General features: G+C 69.2%; 18 protein-coding genes and 3 pseudogenes. 11 read left to right on the top strand and 10 right to left on the bottom strand.

Annotated elements, in window-relative coordinates; genetic code table 11:
• Positions 1-154: 154 nt before the first annotated feature.
• Positions 155-2,233 carry a pectinesterase family protein gene (locus AMK16_RS26910; RefSeq protein ID WP_073919922.1) on the bottom strand — a complete coding sequence of 693 codons (2,079 nt, stop codon included), beginning with the start codon at positions 2,231-2,233 and terminating at the stop codon, positions 155-157.
• A 474-nt stretch (positions 2,234-2,707) separates the two neighbouring features.
• Here AMK16_RS26910 and AMK16_RS36335 point away from each other — a divergent pair, with 474 nt between their 5' ends.
• A complete protein-coding gene (locus AMK16_RS36335) occupies positions 2,708-2,851 on the top strand; it encodes a hypothetical protein (RefSeq protein WP_158071247.1) in 144 nt (47 codons plus the stop codon).
• 121 nt (positions 2,852-2,972) lie between these two features.
• On the opposite strand, the gene AMK16_RS26905 is transcribed toward AMK16_RS36335, so the two are convergent.
• On the bottom strand, positions 2,973-3,377 hold the full coding sequence (locus tag AMK16_RS26905; RefSeq protein ID WP_073919921.1) for an MFS transporter: 405 nt from the start codon (positions 3,375-3,377) through the stop codon (positions 2,973-2,975).
• A 63-nt stretch (positions 3,378-3,440) separates the two neighbouring features.
• Positions 3,441-3,545 (bottom strand): annotated as a pseudogene (locus AMK16_RS37620) (DUF6247 family protein); the annotation flags it as partial.
• 388 nt (positions 3,546-3,933) lie between these two features.
• Here AMK16_RS37620 and AMK16_RS35940 point away from each other — a divergent pair.
• Positions 3,934-4,191: a hypothetical protein gene (locus AMK16_RS35940; protein ID WP_143196881.1), complete on the top strand. Its 258-nt coding sequence runs from the start codon at positions 3,934-3,936 to the stop codon at positions 4,189-4,191.
• Positions 4,192-4,390: 199 nt separating this feature from the next.
• Here the strand turns inward: AMK16_RS35940 and AMK16_RS26895 are convergent, their stop codons facing one another.
• Positions 4,391-5,224 (bottom strand): PIG-L family deacetylase, encoded by an 834-nt coding sequence (locus AMK16_RS26895; protein WP_073920042.1) that lies wholly within the window; start codon positions 5,222-5,224, stop codon positions 4,391-4,393.
• A 705-nt stretch (positions 5,225-5,929) separates the two neighbouring features.
• Here AMK16_RS26895 and AMK16_RS38360 point away from each other — a divergent pair.
• Positions 5,930-6,102, top strand: a pseudogene (locus AMK16_RS38360) (ATP-binding protein); the annotation flags it as partial.
• Between the two features lie 158 nt (positions 6,103-6,260).
• On the top strand, positions 6,261-6,491 hold the full coding sequence (locus AMK16_RS26885) for a hypothetical protein (RefSeq protein WP_073919920.1): 231 nt from the start codon (positions 6,261-6,263) through the stop codon (positions 6,489-6,491).
• 47 nt (positions 6,492-6,538) lie between these two features.
• Here AMK16_RS26885 and AMK16_RS26880 read toward each other — a convergent pair whose 3' ends face one another.
• Both AMK16_RS26880 and AMK16_RS26875 read right to left on the bottom strand, forming a co-directional pair.
• The gene (locus AMK16_RS26880; protein ID WP_073919919.1) at positions 6,539-7,789 is read right to left on the bottom strand and encodes an MFS transporter; all 1,251 of its coding nucleotides are present in this window, start codon (positions 7,787-7,789) and stop codon (positions 6,539-6,541) included.
• A gap of 72 nt (positions 7,790-7,861) precedes the next feature.
• Complete coding sequence (locus AMK16_RS26875; RefSeq protein WP_206780524.1) at positions 7,862-8,548, bottom strand: hypothetical protein; 687 nt, start codon at positions 8,546-8,548, stop codon at positions 7,862-7,864.
• Between the two features lie 127 nt (positions 8,549-8,675).
• On the opposite strand from AMK16_RS26875, the gene AMK16_RS26870 reads away from it, so the two are divergent.
• Positions 8,676-9,332, top strand: a complete 657-nt coding sequence (locus AMK16_RS26870) for a TetR/AcrR family transcriptional regulator (RefSeq protein ID WP_073919918.1) — start codon at positions 8,676-8,678, stop codon at positions 9,330-9,332.
• Between the two features lie 235 nt (positions 9,333-9,567).
• On the opposite strand, the pseudogene AMK16_RS38575 reads toward AMK16_RS26870, so the two are convergent.
• Both AMK16_RS38575 and AMK16_RS26860 read right to left on the bottom strand, forming a co-directional pair.
• Positions 9,568-9,842: pseudogene (locus AMK16_RS38575) on the bottom strand (transposase); the annotation flags it as partial.
• Positions 9,843-9,861: 19 nt separating this feature from the next.
• Positions 9,862-10,368: a hypothetical protein gene (locus tag AMK16_RS26860; RefSeq protein ID WP_143196880.1), complete on the bottom strand. Its 507-nt coding sequence runs from the start codon at positions 10,366-10,368 to the stop codon at positions 9,862-9,864.
• 783 nt (positions 10,369-11,151) lie between these two features.
• On the opposite strand from AMK16_RS26860, the gene AMK16_RS26850 reads away from it, so the two are divergent.
• From AMK16_RS26850 to AMK16_RS26845, 3 genes are all read left to right on the top strand, one after another.
• Complete coding sequence (locus tag AMK16_RS26850) at positions 11,152-11,745, top strand: TetR/AcrR family transcriptional regulator (protein ID WP_073919915.1); 594 nt, start codon at positions 11,152-11,154, stop codon at positions 11,743-11,745.
• 113 nt (positions 11,746-11,858) lie between these two features.
• Entirely contained in the window at positions 11,859-12,071 is a 213-nt protein-coding gene (locus AMK16_RS37610) for a ketopantoate reductase family protein (protein ID WP_242438920.1), read from the top strand.
• Positions 11,978-12,220, top strand: a complete 243-nt coding sequence (locus tag AMK16_RS26845; RefSeq protein WP_242438919.1) for a hypothetical protein — start codon at positions 11,978-11,980, stop codon at positions 12,218-12,220. The genes AMK16_RS37610 and AMK16_RS26845 overlap by 94 nt, the downstream gene beginning before the upstream one ends.
• A gap of 514 nt (positions 12,221-12,734) precedes the next feature.
• On the opposite strand, the gene AMK16_RS26840 is transcribed toward AMK16_RS26845, so the two are convergent.
• Both AMK16_RS26840 and AMK16_RS26835 read right to left on the bottom strand, forming a co-directional pair.
• Positions 12,735-14,009, bottom strand: a complete 1,275-nt coding sequence (locus AMK16_RS26840; RefSeq protein ID WP_073919914.1) for a glycosyltransferase — start codon at positions 14,007-14,009, stop codon at positions 12,735-12,737.
• Positions 14,006-14,470: a tetratricopeptide repeat protein gene (locus AMK16_RS26835; protein WP_073919913.1), complete on the bottom strand. Its 465-nt coding sequence runs from the start codon at positions 14,468-14,470 to the stop codon at positions 14,006-14,008. Before AMK16_RS26835 ends, AMK16_RS26840 begins: the two co-directional genes overlap by 4 nt.
• Positions 14,471-14,982: 512 nt before the next feature.
• Between AMK16_RS26835 and AMK16_RS37605 the strand changes: the two genes are divergently transcribed.
• The 3 genes from AMK16_RS37605 (at position 14,983) to AMK16_RS37595 (ending at position 17,292) form a co-directional block, all read left to right on the top strand.
• Positions 14,983-15,300 (top strand): hypothetical protein, encoded by a 318-nt coding sequence (locus AMK16_RS37605; RefSeq protein WP_079191742.1) that lies wholly within the window; start codon positions 14,983-14,985, stop codon positions 15,298-15,300.
• A gap of 114 nt (positions 15,301-15,414) precedes the next feature.
• Positions 15,415-15,891 (top strand): hypothetical protein, encoded by a 477-nt coding sequence (locus AMK16_RS37600; RefSeq protein ID WP_079191741.1) that lies wholly within the window; start codon positions 15,415-15,417, stop codon positions 15,889-15,891.
• 24 nt (positions 15,892-15,915) lie between these two features.
• The gene (locus AMK16_RS37595) at positions 15,916-17,292 is read left to right on the top strand and encodes a hypothetical protein (protein ID WP_079191740.1); all 1,377 of its coding nucleotides are present in this window, start codon (positions 15,916-15,918) and stop codon (positions 17,290-17,292) included.
• Positions 17,293-17,361 lie beyond the last annotated feature (69 nt).

Genomic DNA, 17,361 nt, shown 5'->3' with positions numbered 1-17,361 from the left:
GATCAGATTCGTGGACACCCGATCTCCCGCGCGAGCCCGCGCAGGCTCATCCCCTGTGCCGTGAGCGCGCGCCGGACGTGTGTGCCGACGGTAAACACCACTACACGCGGGGCGTCACCCGAAGGGGCCCGGGGGGAGCGCCGGATCTTGGGTCTCAGGAGGCGCTGGGTGTCCAGTTGCCCAGCCAGTCGGCGATCTCCTGGCCGGCGGCCTGGGCGTCGGTCAGCTGTGGGCGGTCGCCGCTTGCGCTGCCGGCGCCGGGCCCGGTGTTCTTGTACTCGGCGAACCGGTCCTTCTTCCAGGAGAAGCCGCCCATGTCGCTCCACGGGGTAGTGGTCTTGATGGCGCTGGGGAGGTAGGTGTTGCGCACGGTGGCCTGCGGGCGGAGGCCCGCGTCACCACCCCCGTGCCAGTTGCGGCCGAGGTAGAAACTCCCGTCGGACACGTCACCGTTCACGGTCGAGTTGATGACCAGGAAGCCCTTGCGGTCCGGCGGGGTGCCAGGCGCGAGGATGTAACCGCCCGAGGCGCCGTTCCAGCGCTTCTTCAAGGTGATCACGGACTTGTCCACCACAGCGGTCGCGCGGCCGTAAATGAAGTCGACGCTGCCCACGATGTAGGAGTTGGTCACGTAGACCCGGCTGAGCTTGTCCTCGCCGGCGAAGTCCATCAGCAACGTGTCCTGGTCGCCGTTGAGGATGAGACTGTCGAGAACGACCTTGTCGGCGGCAGTGCGCAGGGCCAGCGCCTGCTGTCCCCCCTTGCCCTGATTCGCGTCCTCGTCGAAGTCGTTGGTGATGGTGAGGTTGCGGGCCTGGAACTCGTCGGCCAGTGCTATGACTGCGGCGCAGTCGGTGCCGTAGTCGCCCGAACCGTCGGGCTTGGGGGTGCCGGTGGATGCGTTGGAGATGATGACGGTGTCGTGGCGGCTGGGGCCCGAACCCTGGATGGTGACGAACGGCTTGTTCGCCGGAATCTTGACATGCTCGCGATAGGTGCCGGGGGCGACCATGATGACGATTCGTGAGGTGTTGTTGGCCGGGACGGCGTTCACCGCTGCCTGCACGGTGGTGTACCGGGCGGAGCCGTCCTGGGCCACGGTGAGGGTGGCTGCGGCGCCTGCCCCTGCGGAGGCGCCGGCCGGCTTACCGAACATGGTCTGGGGCCCGGAACCGGACTTCACGCGTGCGGGCACGTCGGCAGCCGCGTCGAGGGTGTACTTGTAGTACTTCTTCGGATCGAATGCCTCGCCTCCGTGCTCGTTGCGGCCGGTGGTGCCGACGAAGACGTTGCCGCGCTGGACGAGGGCGGCGGTGTCGTCCTTGATGACCGGGTTCCTGAACCCTTCGAAGTAGCTGTTCTCCAGCACCATCTTGGTTTTACCCCGGGCGTAGTTGCCGTAGGACGAGGTGATGGCCGTGCCCGGATCGTCCTGGAGGTAGTTGTTGTAGAGGTGCGCGTGCGCGACGTTGTCGGCGGACGGATTGCGCTGCTCGGTCTCGTGGAACCAGTTGTGGTGAATCGTGATGTCGGCGGTGGTGTTGGGCGTCCAGCCGATGCCGAACGCCTTGTTGTGGGTCCGCAGCCGGTTCCAGGACACCGTCAGGTACGTCGTGTCCTTACGGCTGTCGATCAGGCCATCCGCCATGTGGCTCAGATCGTTGTGGTCGATCCACACATGGTGGGCGCCATCCATCTGGATCGCGTCGAAGTCGTCAACCTTGTCGCTCCAGCGGCCCTGATAGGAGTCACGGATCGTCAGATTGCGGATGATGACATTGTGCACGCCCTGGCCGAGGAAGAACCCGCCGCCGACGATGTGGCCCGAGGTCCCCGAGCCGACGATCGTCTTGTCCGAGGCGACCTTGATCTCCTTGCCCTTGGGATTCATGGTGATCTCCGCCGCCACGACGATGACGTACGGCTTCGTCGCGGTGGCGTACTTCTCCAGGTCGGCGAGGGTCTTCACGGTGACGGTCTCGCCGTCCCGTCCGCCGTACGTGCCCTTCTGACCCATCGCGGTCACGGAGGCGAACCCATCGGCGACCTCGCTCGCCCATGTCGCCGGCTTCGCCGCCTTCGCCGCCGACGCCTGCGGCTGGGCGTCCTTGCCGAACAACCCTGCCGCTCCGCCGTACGCCATACCAGCCGCCAGGACCACCGCCGTGGGGATCCCCACCGCCATGCGGAGCCCGCGCCTGCGGTGCCGCGCCTTGTACTGGATCGTTTCCATCGTCTTGCCCGCCTTGGTGACCGAACTTGAAATCATTGCCTCGGCTAGTTGCCACTGCGGGCGGAAAGGTTGCCGTCGGTTGCGCATCGGTCGGGGAAAACCACTGCTCGGGTGCTGGTGGCGGTGACAGTGGTTCGAGCTGCTGCCACATAGTCGTCGCGTTCGCCGAGCCGCGAGGCGTTCTCTCCATGCGACCGGCACGGTTCGTCCTCGTTCAGCACCGTCCAGTACCGGCCGCCGAAGGCATCCGTACCAAGAAGGGTCGCATCCGTAGCTGCCTGTTTTCCATCACGGGTGCATCTCAGCAACACCTGCGACGTCCGCGACACCGGTTGGGGAACTGTCGGGCACAGGTTCACCGCGTGGAGTGACGCGACAGTGCGCGACCCCTATTGGAACCCAAGGGAACGTTGCCCAGTACCACCTGGTGATGGCCGTGATGCTGGGCCTGGTCTGGGCTGTCCTCCCGCTTCAATGTCCTTCACCGGCCTGGCGGCGGGGCTGGCTGTCTCGGCGGTGACGCATGCGTTCTTCGATCGCCGGTGGCCTGTCCGCTGGCTGCTGGAGCACATCGGCTCCAAGGGGTTCGCGAAGCTAATTGGTCGTTTTCACCTGTGATGCCCGATTATCGGCGGAGTCTCTAGGCGGTGGATGATGGTACGGGTGAGGTCGTGGAGACCGTCGATGTCAGCGGGGCATGGGAGGTAGCGGATGGGGCGGAAAGTGACGTAATCCTGTCTCATCCCAAGATGCCCGGCCTTCGAGGTCGTGTGCTTCGGCCGCCGCTGCCGTGCGCCTGGGCGCCTTCGGCCGCCACCTCGGCGACCCCGTACACCAGGGCCAGCACGACCAGCAGTGCGACACTCGTCAAGTCTGCAACCGTCACGGCCAGGAGGGTGAAGGTCGCGAGCACGCGTATCGCGTTCGCCGCGCGGATGATGGTGGACCGGTTCATCCGGTCGACGAAGACACCGATGAGCAGGCTTCCGAACAACCATGGCAGGTAGCTCGACGCGACAACGAGAGACACCTCGAAGCCGGAGGCACCCCAGGCCAGGGCCAGGAGCGGCAGCAGGATACGGAGCAGCCCGTCTCCGAAATTCGAGGACGCGGTGGATACCCAGAGGCGGTAGAACTTGATCACGTTCGACTCTCTGAAAGGTGTCGCCAGCCGTCGGCAGGAGGGAGCGCGAGGGCAGTCAGAGGGTCACGCGTGGGCGAGGCGGCCCTGCCAGTCCTGGACGAGCTCGTACAGCCCGGCGAGGGAGAACGTCCGGCGGGATTTTTCCAGCGCGGCCGTCCACTCCCCCTCGAAGGCCGGCGCCCACTAGGGGGCGCGCTGGTCGGCGCGCAGCTGGGCGAGGAGTTCGGCTGGGGTGCCGGGTGCGGGCGTGTAGGACGGAGTGGGCGTGTGCTCGGGCGGGGCGTTCACGGGCTCCTCCAGGCGGTTCTCACCGCTACGGTAGTCGTCGCCGTGGCGGCCGAGGAGGGGTTGGCGGTCATTCGCCCTCCCCGGGCAGCGGGTAGCTGGCCACCATGCGGCAGGCGGGCCGGTTGGCGTGGAATTGCGGGACGAGTTCTGGGTCCTGGCCCGGCACGGGCGGCACGGGCGCGAGCCAGGTAGCCGCTGCCGGTGATGCGGTCTGCGCAGTGGGGACTGCCAGCGCGCGGCGGGGAGCGCGAAGGAGGCTTCGCGCCGGGTGAGTTCCGCCCTCAGCTCGTCGGCGGCCTCCTGCTCCTGGCGGTCGTTCGGCGGCGCGGCGGTTCGCTTCGTACTCGGCCTCGGTCTGCGGCGCGGCCTCAAGGGCATCCACGACGTGTGGCCGAATCGGTGGCATCGTCAGCAATCAGCAATTGTGACGGAGCATGGTTTCCTGGCGTTGGCGCCGCAGTACACCGCGCTTCGGCTCAAACGGATGAGCCGAAGCGCGGTAGTTGTCACCGGCAGGGCCACTTGAGCTGGTGGATCAGCCCGGGCGAAGCAAGCTGGTTGTCACCAGTGAGGCACGCGGCTTGCCACTCTGCGGGAGCGGTCGGCGGCTATCGCTCCCGACACGGCTGCTGCTGACCGCCGTAACCGCCTGGCCTGCCTCCCAAGCCCGCTCGATCGCGCCGTGCGGCCGATGAGCTTTCCCGGACCCCAGTCGGACGGGCGGATCAGCGCAGTCCGGCGAAGAGATCGTTCTCGGGTACGGCCGCGCCGGTGGAGTCCTTCACACGTACGAAGGTCTCCATGCCCATCAACTCGCCGAACCTCTCCGTGCCCATCTTGAGGAAGAAGATGTTCTCGCCCTGGCTGGCGTGCGCGGCCAGCGCATCGAACTTCTGACCGCTGAACGCGGTGGTGTCCACCCACGTGGTGATCTCATCGTCGGGGAGACCGATCTCGGCCATCGCGGCGGCCTCGGCGGGATCCGGCTCCGGCATGTCCTCATGAAACTCGCGCATGATCTCCCCGAACCGCTGCATCCCTGAGCGGGGCATCGTCGTCCAGTACACCTTCGGGGTCAGGGCGGTCATCTCCAGCGCCGCCATCGTAATGCGGTGCGCCTGGATATGGTCGGGATGTCCGTAGAAGCCGTTCTCGTCGTAGGTGACGACCACATCGGGCCGGTAGTGCCGCATCAGTTCCGCAAGTCGGGCGGCTCCTTCCTCTACGGGGGTCTGCCAGAAGGATCCGGGGACGTCGTTGCTCGGCCAGCCCATCATCCCGGAGTCGGCATAGTCCAGCGTCTCCAGATCGCTGACCTCCAGGACATCACAGCTCGCCTGGAGTTCTTGCTGGCGCATCAAGGCGACGGCCGCCGGATCGTGCTCGGGATCGCCCGGCTTGACACCCCCCGGTCCGTCACCACAACGGCCGTCGGTACACGTCACCAGAACCGTGCGGATGCCTTCCGCCGCGTACCGCGCGAGGACCCCTCCGGTTCCGGTTGCCTCGTCGTCGGGGTGGGCGTGCACTGCCATGAGCGTCAAAGGCCGGTCGGTCATGAAACAGTCCTCCTGCATAAATACGTCTTGGTCCGATTGGTCCGAGCGCGCGGCGGGCGTACCGCATCCTTTTAGGCCGGATCCTGGTGGGGCGGACGACCATGTGGCCTCCGTGTTCCCCGCCCGTGCGGAGCCGGGCCCTCGGTCGATGCAACCGCGCCGACCGGACCATCTGTTCCCGGCACGGCCGCTTGGCCTACCAGACCGCATGCGTCCTGGCCCGCCTGGCTGGCCCTTTGTGCGGGACGGCCTCTCGTGCCGCGATGAGACGACACCCCCAGTCGGAGTCAGCAGCCCTGTCGATCGTCCAGGGCAGGGCCGGAAACGCCGTGTCGACTGAGCTGCTTATAGGGAGATTCGAGCGGTCCAGCAACTGAACGAAGTCAGGGAGTCACGTGGGGTGGAAACGCGCGTTTCGATGATGAGGCGATGGGGGTACTGAAGGAGGTACGCACGCAGCTGGCGCGCCTGGACGACCCGACAGTGGCGGCGCGGAAGTCGGTGTTCATGGAGACCCGGATGGCGTCCGCGTCCAGCCGCGCCCAGTGCGGGAACGATCCAGGCGCCGGGGTGCGGCCTCCAAGGTTGCGCCGCACGACCAGGAGCAGCAGCACGGCGGCCGCCGCGAGAGCGAGGCCGGCGCGCCCGGCGGGCCCAGATCCACCCCGATGAGTTGGGGGCCAGGGGCAGCTTCTTGTCGGCGAGGCTGGCCGGGCCGGCTACTCGGTCTACTTCACCAGCCTCGACGACATGGTCCGCAACTCAAAGCCGCCGAGGCAGTCGGCCGCCTGGCCAACAAGCTCTGCACCTGCCTGCGGCCGGGGCTCCTCGTCGTCGACGAGGTGGGCTGCGAGATTCTCGAGCGCGGAGAAGCGAACACCCTGCAGGCTGACCAGTAGGTCGCGCGCGAGCGTCCGAACCTGACGCCACCCGACGTCGGTGGCCAGCGCTTCCCTTGACCAACGCTCGGCGTGCTCTATGCCGCTCATCTCCCCGAGCACCGCGTCAATCAGCTGGAGCTCGCCCAAGGCTTCGCGTGGTGGAGCAGGGCGGCGAGGACGCGCTCGCGCTGGGCGAGGGCGTTGGGGCCGACGGGGACGTGGTCCATGAGGCGCCGTACCTCACCGAGCACGTCCGCCGCTTCGGCGAGTACTCCGCCCGCGAACTCGGCATCCAGCCCGAGGGATACGCCCCGCACCTCGACGTCGCCTTCAGTCCGCTGCGCGGCGATGGCCCCGGCGCGGACGGCCATGGCCAGGAGGCCTGACCACCCATGCCATGCAAGGGGGAAGACTCCTGACACCTACTCCCTGATCATCCCGTCACTTCCACGGCAACGCCCTGCTGCGGCCGGGTCCGCATGCCCCAGCGGGCAAGAGGGGGGCCGGCAGCGCCCAGCGTCGCGAAGAACAGCGCCAGCAGCAGCCAGCCCGTCGTGCCGAGGCCGAGCACCACCGTGGTGAGGATCGCGGGGGCAAGGGCCTGGCCCGCGCTGAAGCCGAGGCCGAAGAGACCTTGGTACTGGCCCTGGGCATGGTCGGGGGCGAGACCGAAGCCCAGGGCGAAGCCCGCCGAGGACTCCCAGACCTCTCCCAGGCTATGGACGAAGATCGCGGCCAGGACCAGTCCCGCTGCCGCCCAGACCGGGGTGTACGCCGCCAGCGCCATCATCGGGCAGCTGACGAGGAAGAGCAGCCCCGCCGTGCGAAACGCCCTGCCACCGTCGTGCGGGGTTTCGATACGGGAGCCGATCCTGGTCTGCATCAGCACGCAGAAGGCGGCATTGACGGCGAACAATGCCGCCACCGTCCAGCGCGGCGCTTCGGTGTGTTCGGAGATCCAGATCGGCAGGAGCAGGGAGACCACCGGGTATTGCAGTCCCATGGCCCCGTAGAGGGCGGTGAACGTCAGGAACGGACGGTCTGTGAAGGCGACCCAGCGACGCTGCTGCGGCGGCGCTGGCAGCACCGGGTAGCGGGGCAACAGGAGCAGAAGCACCGCGCACAGGGCGAAGCTCGCCGCATTGCCGAGGATCAGCGTGACATAGGCGCCGCGGGTGTCCGCGGCCAGCGCCAGCCCGGCACCCACCGTTCCGAGAATGACGCCCAGGTTGACGAAGGTGCGCAGCTTCGCCCGGAACAGGGCCGGGCGATCACCCCCGACCCGGACCACCAGAACGCCCCAGGCCGCCCCACCCACCGCCGCGGCGATCTGGTCGACCGTTGCGATGACAGTGAGCGCGGCCCAGCTCTCGACGAGGACGAGGGCCGCCATCGAGATCGCCTGGACGGCGAGGGCCAGCATCATGATCGTGCGCGCCCCGCGCCGGTCGGCGAGATGCCCTCCGGGTACCCCCGCGCACAAGCCGATCACTCCGGCGATGGTGAGCGCGGCGCCGACCTGCACCGCGGGCAGGCCCACGACCGAGGTGAAATAGAGCGCCGACGCCGCGTTGAACAGACCGTTGCCGACCCGGTTGGTGAAACTGGCGGCGATCAGCACGCGCTCCGGCCTGCTGTCCCCCGCCATGCGGCCTATTCGGCCTCCCAGGCCACCCTTGATCATGGACGGCAGGCTAGCAGCGGTCATAGAACCCGCCGCAGTTGCACCACTGTCCGGGGTGCAGCGGTGCCGGGGTCAGGCCGGGTGGGGGGTGTCCTGGCCGGCCGGGCGGACGCGGAGCGCTGCCGGGCGGACCAGGAGGCAGGCCAGGGCGCCCAGGACGAATCCGTACACGGACACGAGGCCGTGTCCGTTGGCCTGGGTGAACCACATGGCCAGGCCGAGTACGGGCACACCGGCCGCGAGCAGGGCTTCCGTGCGCCGCCCTCTGGTCAGGCCCGTGCGCAGGACGCGCAGGAGGAGGGCGGCGGCGAGGGTGGCGCCGAGGAAGTAGGTGGCTCCTGAACTGCCCGCGAAGTTGCGGGGGTCGGTGCTGTGGTGGCCGCCCGCGCCGACGAGTGTGTCGATGTGTTCGGGCAGCACGATCCCGGCGAGGAACAGGCCCAGGGTGAGCGGGGTGCCCCAGAACCAGTCGGCCAGGGCCGCGATGACGGCGAGCGTAATGATGTTCCAGGTCCCGCCGAACAGGCCGCCGTTCTGCATGAACACCGAGGTCAGGACCCGCCACCAGCCCGGCCTGGCCGGGTCGGCGTCCAGGGCGTCCATCGCCCCGGACCAGCACATCTGGAGCGCCGCACCCGCCAGGGCGAGGCCGGTCAGGGTCACAGCGGCCCAGGGGATGCGCCGGCTGCGCAGTGTGCCCTCGCCGAGCAAGGCCAGTCCGCCTTTGAACATCAAAACCATCAGTGCTGCCGTGGTCACGTTGAACACCAGCGCATCCACCGCCACCACCCCCCTTCGATCCCCGGTCGTGTACTTCGGGAACGTCAGTAGCCCGGACTGCCCCAGAATTCAAACACTGTTAGAAAATGCGCGTAGAGTGCCTCCCATGAAGCTGACGCGAGAGCGGATCATCGACGCGGGCATGGCCGAGTTCGCCGTGTCCGGATATCACGGCCTGTCCATGCGCAAGGTCGCGCAGCGCCTGGACGCGCAGGCCGGGAGCCTCTATTACCACGTGCCGAACAAGAGCACCCTGATCCAGCTGATGGCGGACCGCGTCGCGCGCCGGGCCTACGAGGCCGGCACCGCGGCCCTGTCCGCACTGGATGCGGCAGCGGGCTGGCAGGACAGAGTTGAGGCGCAGCTCGTCACCCTCCGCGAGAGCATCCGCCTCCACCCTGGCGGCGCGGTGATGCTGGCCGACAGCCCCCGGGTTCTCAGCACCGGCGCCCTGTCCCTGATGGAACGACTCCTGGAAACCTTGCGCGATGCAGGCATCTCCGCCGAGCACGCAGCGATCGGCGCCGACGCACTCCTGAGCCACACCACCGGCTTCGTCCTGCAGGAACAGAGCGAATCCCCCACCGTGGACGTCAGCGCCGAGGAAGCAGCGTCCCTGCACGCACGCTTCCCCCTCACCGTGGCCGCCGCCTCCGCCTTCAGCGAGGACGACAAGTTTGCCCGCGGCGTGCGGCTCCTGTGCGCCGGCCTCGGAAGCCCCAATCCCGCCGACCCCGCCATGAAAGGCGCAGCCGACGCGTGACCGGGGCGGGGAGACCTCGGCCGGGTGCAGACGGGCGCCGAAGAACCGTAAGCCTGCTCGGCGTCTCGCCTTCAGCGGACGCGTTCCGTGTGGGCGACGGGGCCGTCACCGAGCGGGAGTTCCGCCGTTTTCTGGGCACGTAGGGAAGCCAGGCGTGCCCTGCGACCTGCGGTGCCGTTCGCGCAGTCGGGCCGGCAGCGTCTGCCCCGCGTCCCGGTCGGTGACCGATGCCGCCCATCACCGTCAGCAGCAGCCCGAGGGTGTCCACCACGATGTGCCGCTTACGGCCGTTGACCTTCTTCCCGCCGTCGAATCCCCCGCGACGCGGCCGGCACCGATGCGGCGCCCTTCACCGACTGCGCATCGATGATCCCCGCGGTCGGCTCCCGATCACGGCCCGCCTCCTCGCGGACCCGCGCCCGCAGGCGGTCATGGAACTCGGCGACCAGCCCCCTTCTCCCGCCAGCGCCGGAAGAACGCGTAGACGCGCTCCCGTGCGGGGAACCACCGCCGTCACCCGGGGCTGGGCTCACGGACACCAGGAGCCGCCGCTCTGGCTCGCCCGGGCCTCCACCAGGTAGCCCTGCTCCCCCTCGAATGCCCAGGACACGGCGAGATGGGAGGTGGCGCCGTCGATCTGCTTGGTGAAGCAGAGGCCGATCCGTTCGCCGGCCGGGTCATAGCGCCAGGCGGGCTCGTCCGGCTCGGGCGGGGTGGGCAGCCAGCCGTTGCGGGCGGCGGCCGCCCGGTAGTAGGCGACGACGTCCGCTCGGCGGGCGGGCTCGGTGTACCCCCGGCCGAAATACGCGAAGCGGTCGTCGTCGTCGCAGCCGGAGTAAGGCCCGTCGTCGGCCTGCGCTCCTTGCGGGGTGCCGAGCATCCGGACCTGGTCAGCTACCTGGTCCTGCAGTGCCGCGTCCGCTTCGGTGCAGCCGTAGATCCCGCCGTTGAGGGCCCACCATCCACCCATGACGGTGAGTGCGCCCAAGACCATTCCGCCCGCAACGACGGACACTCCCACCCGAAGATCGTTCACGGGCGGGAGCGTACCGGTGGGCAGCGGCGGGGAGTACCCGGGCACCCGCACCATGAGCAACAAGGCTGCCCCGGCCCCTCAGGCGGATTCCACGCTCACCAGCAGCAACTCAAGGATCTTGTTCGGTACGGCAACGGCTTCTCAGCTCAGGTCAGCTCAGGGGCTGGCGCGGGGCAGCGCTGTGGGAGCCGGCACTGGTGGCTTCGCGGCGGGCGCGCGGCAGTCACTACGCCGATGGCGGCATCTCCCCCTCCATCGGATTCACGCTGGATCCATTGGCGGGCGGTAGGCCCGCCCTGGCCCTGATCATGTCGGCCCGCGCCTCAATCAGCAGAGCGTACGCCTTCAAGATCGCGGCGATCCCTGCCCCGACCGCCGTAGCCAGAGCGCTTACAGACGTGATGACCTGCGCGGTGTCTGAGACTTGGAACCCGTGGTCCGGCACTCGTGCGATCAGCCCTCGTGCCGCCAGGTACGCGATTACATAGCCCAACGCGGCGACTGTGACGAGCCCCAGGACGAACCATGCCCTGACCCGGCGCGGGCGCGGAACTGAGGCTCAAGCTGCGCGGGAGGGGCCGGACACGGGCTGCCTGGAATGGTGCAGCCCACACGGCCTGTGCCCAGCGGCTCTGCGGCCAGACATGTCACCCCCTGCTCTGTCCGGGCACTGTGGTCGGGCCGCCCGTTTGACCGGATGCCCCCTCCGTTTTATTTTCGAATGTGTACGGAGGCAGCATCCGTTTTGATGCGGCCGCACGATCACGCCAGGCAGGAGGGCGCATGAGCGCCGGTGAACTGCGGGGACGCAAGCCCCGCGCGGACGTCCAGCGCAACCGCGCAGCCCTCTTGGAGACCGCGCAGCGTCACTTCCTGCAGCACGGGGTCGGCACCTCCCTTGAGGCGGTGGCCAAAGATGCGGGCCTCGGGCCCGCCACCCTGTACCGGCACTTCCCCACCCGGGAGGCGCTGCTGGCGGCTGTGCTGCAGACGCGTTCCGAGGAGCTGGCGGCCCGCCAGGCGGACATCGAGCAGCTCGGCGACCCGGCCGAGGCGCTGGAGCAGTGGCTGCGGGCGATGGAGGAGTACTTCAGCGCCTTCAGCGGGCTGCCGGACCCGCTCATGGCCGCGGCCAGGGCGCAGGAGCCGGACAACCCGCTCACGATTCCCTGCCACATCCTCATCTCCGCCACCGATCAGTACGTGCGAGCCGCGCAGCTCGCGGGGCACGTGCGGGCGTCGGTGCGGGGGCGCGACCTGTTCCTCGCGGCCTGTTCCGTTGCCTGGATCAAGGGCACCGGCACCGAGGAGGAGTCGCTCGACCGGCTCCGCACGCTCATCGCGAGCGGCTACCGCCAGCAGGACACCCAGGCGTAGACCGCCAGACACCCCGCCCCGCCCCTTAGCGCAGCGCCAGGCGGGACTACACCACCCAGCCATCACATCGCGCGCTGCCCCCAGGGGCGGCACAACCTCTGAAGGAACACATCATGAAAATTACTGTCATAGGCACCGGCGCCATCGGCGGGAACCTCGCTGCCAGGCTCAGCACGGCGGGCCACGACGTCCAGGTGGCGGATGCCCGCGGCCCCGAGGCCATCCGGGCCTGGTGGACGACACCGGCTTCGACCCCTACGACGCCGGCACGCTGGCCGACTCCTGGCGCCAGCAGCCGAACAGTCCCGCCTACTGCACCGAGCTGACCCTCGACGAGCTGCCGGCGGCTCTGGCCGCGGCCGACCGCGTCAAGGACGCGACCATCCGTGACAGCCTCCCGGAACGCTTCGCCGTCCTCGGTGCCGATCCCACCGTCGACGACGTCGTCGAGATGAACCGCGCCGCCCACCGCTGAGTCACCCGGTGCGATTCTCACGCACGCATCGGCACGAGGCGGCAGCGCTGGTACGCCGCGAACACAGACGACGAACACGAAGAGCGGCGCTCGCTTCGGCAAGGTCGTCATCACTCACCTACACCACCGCGTCCGCGGTCGGCTTCAGCCCCGGTCGCGCCGCTGACCAAAGGGAGCCGTGGTTCGCAATCCCTGAGCGGCAGACGCCCACCATCTGCCAGGACTCGGTACGGGCATGGCCGGGGGCCTGCTCCATGCCGAGCCCCTCACGTCGAGGCGCTGTACGGTCTTCGCCGCGCTGGCGGAGTTCATCGGCGTTCCCCAGGACAGGTGCGAGGCTCGCTGACGCTTCCACGCAACCTGGCGGCTGCTGTCACGTGCATCGCGCCAAAGTGACCAAGGGGGAGCCGAAGTCACGAACCGGAAGGAGGGAAAGTCCTCCCCCGTCGGCGCCGGACTCCGTCGACAGGGCCGCACGCCCCACATCGGGACAGGAGGCCGGCGCGCGAGGGGCTCACACCAGCAGCGGGCCGCCGCAGCGCTCCGCGCCGTCCTTCATTGCGATCAAATTGGCCTGCACGTAGGAGATGTGGTTTCTGGAGTGCCAGTCCGTCGGGTAGTAGGTGACCAGCCGCGAGCTCTGGAACCGGGCCTGGATCTCCGGTACGAAGGCGCGGTACTGGTTGTCGGTGTAGTACCAGAAGGAGTTCTCGTTGTAGTAGGCGACATGTGTCGGGTCCTGGTACGCGCCCCGGCCGTCGGAGCTGGGAGTCTGGCTGAGGAGCATGCCTCCCGGTGCCAGCAGCCGGTACAGCTCGTTGATCAGGGGAATCTTCGCGGGCACGTGCTCCAGAAAGTCCACCGCTCGGAGCAGGCCGACCGAGCCGTCCGGAAGGTCCAGCGGATCGGGCAGCGTCGCGACGATGTCGACGCCGTCCTTCGGGTACTGGTCCACGCCCAGGTACCCGGACGGCTTGCGGTGCGCGGCGCCGAGGTCCAGCGCGAGCAGCCCGCGCCGCCTGGTCCAGGCGAGCGCCGCGTCCTCGATGTATTTGTCGTACAGGGCGACGGTCTCGCGCTGGATGTGGGCGTTGACTTCCGTGTCGCGCTGGGTGTTGTCGGGGTGCATCCGCTGCAGATACAGGCATCGGGGGATGCGGTGGAAGTCACCGGCCTGGAAGAGACGGCACATCAGGTCCTGGTCGTCCAGCACCGTGCGCGTGGCGTCGTACCCGCCGACCTGCTCGTAGGTGTCCTTACGGAATGCCCGGACGTGGTTGGGGGCGTACCAGATGTAGGAGACGTTGTGCGGCGTCGGTGCCATGGAGATGGCTTGCAGGAGCCGGCGGCCGTCGACGTCCACTTCCTCGTACTGCCAGCCGTGCGCCTCATTGAACCGCGTGTCGTCCCGGCTTCCGTTCTCGGTGATCTGGGCGGTATGGCTGTAGACGAAGACCGTGTCGGGATTCTCGTCGAACGCCGTCGCCAGTTCCGCCAGGCAGTCCTTCGCCAGCAGGTCGTCGTGGTCGAGTTCGACGAGGATCTCACCGCGTGCCAGTTCGCAGGCGCGACGCTTGGCGGCTCCGACGCCCCGGAGGTCATCCGCGACCTCCAGCCTGACCCGGTCGTCGGGGTGTTCGGGCCGCCAGCGTGCACCGTTGTTGAGGAGGACGATCCACTCCCAGTCGGAGCGGGTCTGCGCTTGCAGGGTCGTGAGGCATTCGTCCAGGAAACGCGGTCGGTGGCTGGGGGTGAAGACAGAGAACTTCGGGGTCGGGGAAGATGTCATCTCGTGGTACCTGTCTCAGTGGCCGTCGATGCTGTGCTCGCGGCGTCCCGGAAGTCATCCGGGACGAACCGCAGGAGCGATGGGTCGGCGCGGACGGCGAGGGCGAAGGCGTCCTCCGCCTCGCCGTCACGGTCCTTCTTCGCCAGGGCCTGTCCAAGGTGCAGATAGGCCGTGGCGGCCTTGGGGTCGGCGCGCACGATGCGCCGCAGGATTGCGATCGTCTGATCGGGGTGGCTCGATTCGATCAGGAGCGCCTTGTTGTAGAGGGCGGATGCGAAATTCGGGTCGATCTTGAGGGCGTGGTCGTAAGCCGTGCGGGCGTCGGTTGTCCTGTTGTCGTGCTGGGCGATGACGCCGAGGTTGTACCAGGCGAGTTTGGTGGCGGGGTTCAGGTCCAGGACCTGCCGGAAGCTACGCGTCGCTCCGGCGAAGTCCTTGTTCTCGCCCTGCTTGATGCCCACTTGGAGCAGTGCCTCCGCCCGCGCTGCACGCTTGTCCGCGGGCGCCTGGGGTCCGGAGACAGATGGAGGAGTGGGCTCGGGGCCCCCTGTGAACAGCTGAACCCAACCGGTCGCCGCATTGGCGAGCACGACTGCTGCGGCGAGTCCGGTCCACAGTACGATCCGCTTTTTCACAGGGGTCTACCTCTACCTCGCCGATGGGGTAACGCGACTGAGCGGGCCGCCGGCAGAGACAGCGGGGAACTCACGGCTTGGGCTTACGGTGTGCATACCGCGTATACGGTGATCGTCCGCACGGTATTCGCGGTGGCCTGCCAGCCGATGGCCGGTGAACCGCCGACAGGGCCGTCGAAGTTGATTTTGGAGCTGCCTCCTCCTGCCGGGTCCGAGTAGCCGCCACCGACGGCGAAGGTTCCTGCGGGGCACAAGGCAACGGCGTTGCCTGTGTCGCTGGCGGCCGTAACGACCGTGCTCTGCGCTCCGGCCCTCGTGCCCTGGGTGCCCTGGGCGCCTTGGGCCCCCTGGAAACCCTGGCTGCCCTGCACGCCGGCGCCGCCCTGACTGCCCTGCACGCCGGCGTTGCCCTGGAAACCCTGGCTTCCCTGCACGCCTGCGATGCCTTGGCTGCCCTGCGCGCCGGTACCACCTTGAACGCCCTGGGCGCCGGCAGCTCCCTGGCCGCCCTGGGCCCCGGTGCCACCCTGGAATCCCTGCGTGCCCTGGAACCCCTGGGCGCCGCGGGCCCCTTGTGCACCGGTGGCCCCTTGGTTGCCCTGGCTGCCCTGCGCGCCGATGCCGCCTTGGACACCCTGCGCGCCGGTAGCCCCTAGGCCGCCCTGGGCCCCGGTGCCGCCCTGCGCACCTTGGGTTCCGGAGCCTCCCTGGAACCCTTGCTCGCCCTGCAACCCCTGCGCGCCCTGGCTCCCTTGTGAACCGGTGGCCCCTTGGTTGCCCTGCATGCCCTGCGCGCCGATGCCGCCTTGGACACCCTGCGCGCCGGTAGCTCCTTGGCCGCCCTGGGCCCCGGCGCCACCTTGGGTTCCGGTGTCGCCCTGGAATCCCTGGGTGCCCTGCAGCCCCTGGGCTCCCTGCGTTCCCTGCGTGCCGGTCTCGCCCTGGGACCCCTGACTGCCCTGGGTTCCCTGCGTGCCGGCGCCACCCTGGAACCCCTGACTGCCTTGAGCGCCTGTGTCACCTTGGCTGCCCTGGTTGCCTTGCGGGCCATTACCGCCCTGGCTGCCCTGGCTGCCGATGTCACCCTGGCTCCCCTGGACTCCGGCCCCGCCTTGGAATCCCTGGCCGCCCTGGAACCCCTGGGTGCCTTGGGCCCCTTGCACGCCGGTGTTGCCCTGGCTGCCCTGGCTGCCCTGGAACCCCTGAGTGCCGGGGCTGCCCTGACTGCCCTGCGGACCGGCTCCTGAGCCCCCCGGGCTGCCCTGCGCACCTTGGGAGCCCTGCGGGCCGATACCACCCTGACTGCCCTGCACACCAGGGCCCCCCTGGACACCAGGACCGCCCTGGAAGCCCTGGCCGCCCTGGGTGCCCGGCGTGCCCGTGTCGCCCTGGGTTCCCTGACTTCCCTGGGTGCCCAGACCCCCCTGGCTGCCCTGGGCCCCGGTATCGCCCTCGCCTCCCTGGCTGCCCTGGAAGCCGGTACCGCCCTGGCTCCCCTGGGTTCCGCTACCGCCCTGGGTTCCCTGCACACCCGTGTCGCCCTGGAACCCCTGGCTGCCCTGGGCCCCTTGCGTACCGGTGCCGCCCTGGAATCCCTGACTGCCCTGCGCGCCTTCGTCGCCTTGGCTGCCCTGCGCGCCGAGACCGCCTTGGCTGCCCTGGGCTCCGGTACCGCCCTGGCTGCCCTGACTGCCCTGCGTTCCCGAGCCGCCCTGACTTCCCTGGGCTCCGGTTCCGCCCTGGCTGCCCTGGGCTCCGGTATCGCCCGGGGTGCCCTGCACGCCTTCGTCGCCTTGGCTGCCTTGGCTGCCCTGACTGCCGGTCCCGCCTTGCACGCCCTGGGCCCCGGTGCCGCCCTGGCTGCCCTGGAAGCCCTGCGTCCCCATGTCGCCCTGGCCACCCTGGACTCCCACACCACCCTGGCTGCCTTGCGGCCCGGTGCCGCCTTGGGTGCCCTGCGCCCCGGCCTCGCCCTGGCTGCCCTGGCTGCCCTGACTGCCGGTCCCGCCTTGCACGCCCTGGGCCCCGATGCCGCCCTGGCTGCCCTGGAAGCCCTGCGTCCCCATGTCGCCCTGGCCACCCTGGACTCCCACACCACCCTGGCTGCCTTGGCTGCCCTGCATGCCGATCCCGCCCTGCACGCCCTGGGCTCCGGTGCCGCCCTGGGCACCCTGAGTTCCGCTGCCGCCCTGGAACCCCTGGCTGCCCTGGAACCCCTGGCTGCCCTGGTCACCTTGCACACCGGTGTTGCCCTGGTTGCCCTGGCTGCCCTGGAACCCCTGAGTGCCTGGACTGCCCTGACTGCCCTGCGGGCCCGCTCCGGAACCACCCGGGCTGCCCTGCGCACCTTGGGAGCCCTGCGGGCCGATACCACCCTGACTGCCCTGGACACCCGCACCCCCCTGCACACCAGGACCGCCCTGGAAGCCCTGACTGCCCTGGGTGCCCGGCGTGCCCATGCCGCCCTGGGTTCCCTGACTTCCCTGGTTGCCCAGACCACCCTGACTGCCCTGGGCCCCGGTACCGCCCTCGCCGCCCTGGCTTCCCTGAACGCCGGTACCGCCCTGGTTACCCTGACTGCCGACAGCGCCCTGACTGCCCTGGCTGCCGGTGCCGCCCTCGGTGCCCTGAGTTCCCTGCGCTCCTGAACCGCCCTGACTGCCCTGGCTGCCGACGACGCCCTGGAAGCCCTGGCTGCCCTGCGTGCCTTCGCCGCC

Origin of the sequence: Streptomyces sp. CB00455, assembly GCF_001905445.1 — a bacterium.
Classification (GTDB): domain Bacteria; phylum Actinomycetota; class Actinomycetes; order Streptomycetales; family Streptomycetaceae; genus Streptomyces.
The sequence above is the reverse complement of the archived record's forward strand: the minus strand, read 5'-3'. Positions and strand labels throughout refer to the sequence as shown.

Excerpts from the sequence above, each read along its gene's own strand:
- AMK16_RS26910 (WP_073919922.1), bottom strand. The coding sequence starts at position 2,233 with ATGGAAACGATCCAGTACAAGGCGCGGCACCGCAGGCGCGGGCTCCGC.
- AMK16_RS36335 (WP_158071247.1), top strand. The coding sequence starts at position 2,708 with ATGTCCTTCACCGGCCTGGCGGCGGGGCTGGCTGTCTCGGCGGTGACG.
- AMK16_RS26895 (WP_073920042.1), bottom strand. The coding sequence starts at position 5,224 with ATGACCGACCGGCCTTTGACGCTCATGGCAGTGCACGCCCACCCCGAC.
- AMK16_RS26880 (WP_073919919.1), bottom strand. The coding sequence starts at position 7,789 with ATGATCAAGGGTGGCCTGGGAGGCCGAATAGGCCGCATGGCGGGGGAC.
- AMK16_RS26870 (WP_073919918.1), top strand. The coding sequence starts at position 8,676 with ATGAAGCTGACGCGAGAGCGGATCATCGACGCGGGCATGGCCGAGTTC.
- AMK16_RS26850 (WP_073919915.1), top strand. The coding sequence starts at position 11,152 with ATGAGCGCCGGTGAACTGCGGGGACGCAAGCCCCGCGCGGACGTCCAG.
- AMK16_RS37610 (WP_242438920.1), top strand. The coding sequence starts at position 11,859 with ATGAAAATTACTGTCATAGGCACCGGCGCCATCGGCGGGAACCTCGCT.
- AMK16_RS26840 (WP_073919914.1), bottom strand. The coding sequence starts at position 14,009 with ATGACATCTTCCCCGACCCCGAAGTTCTCTGTCTTCACCCCCAGCCAC.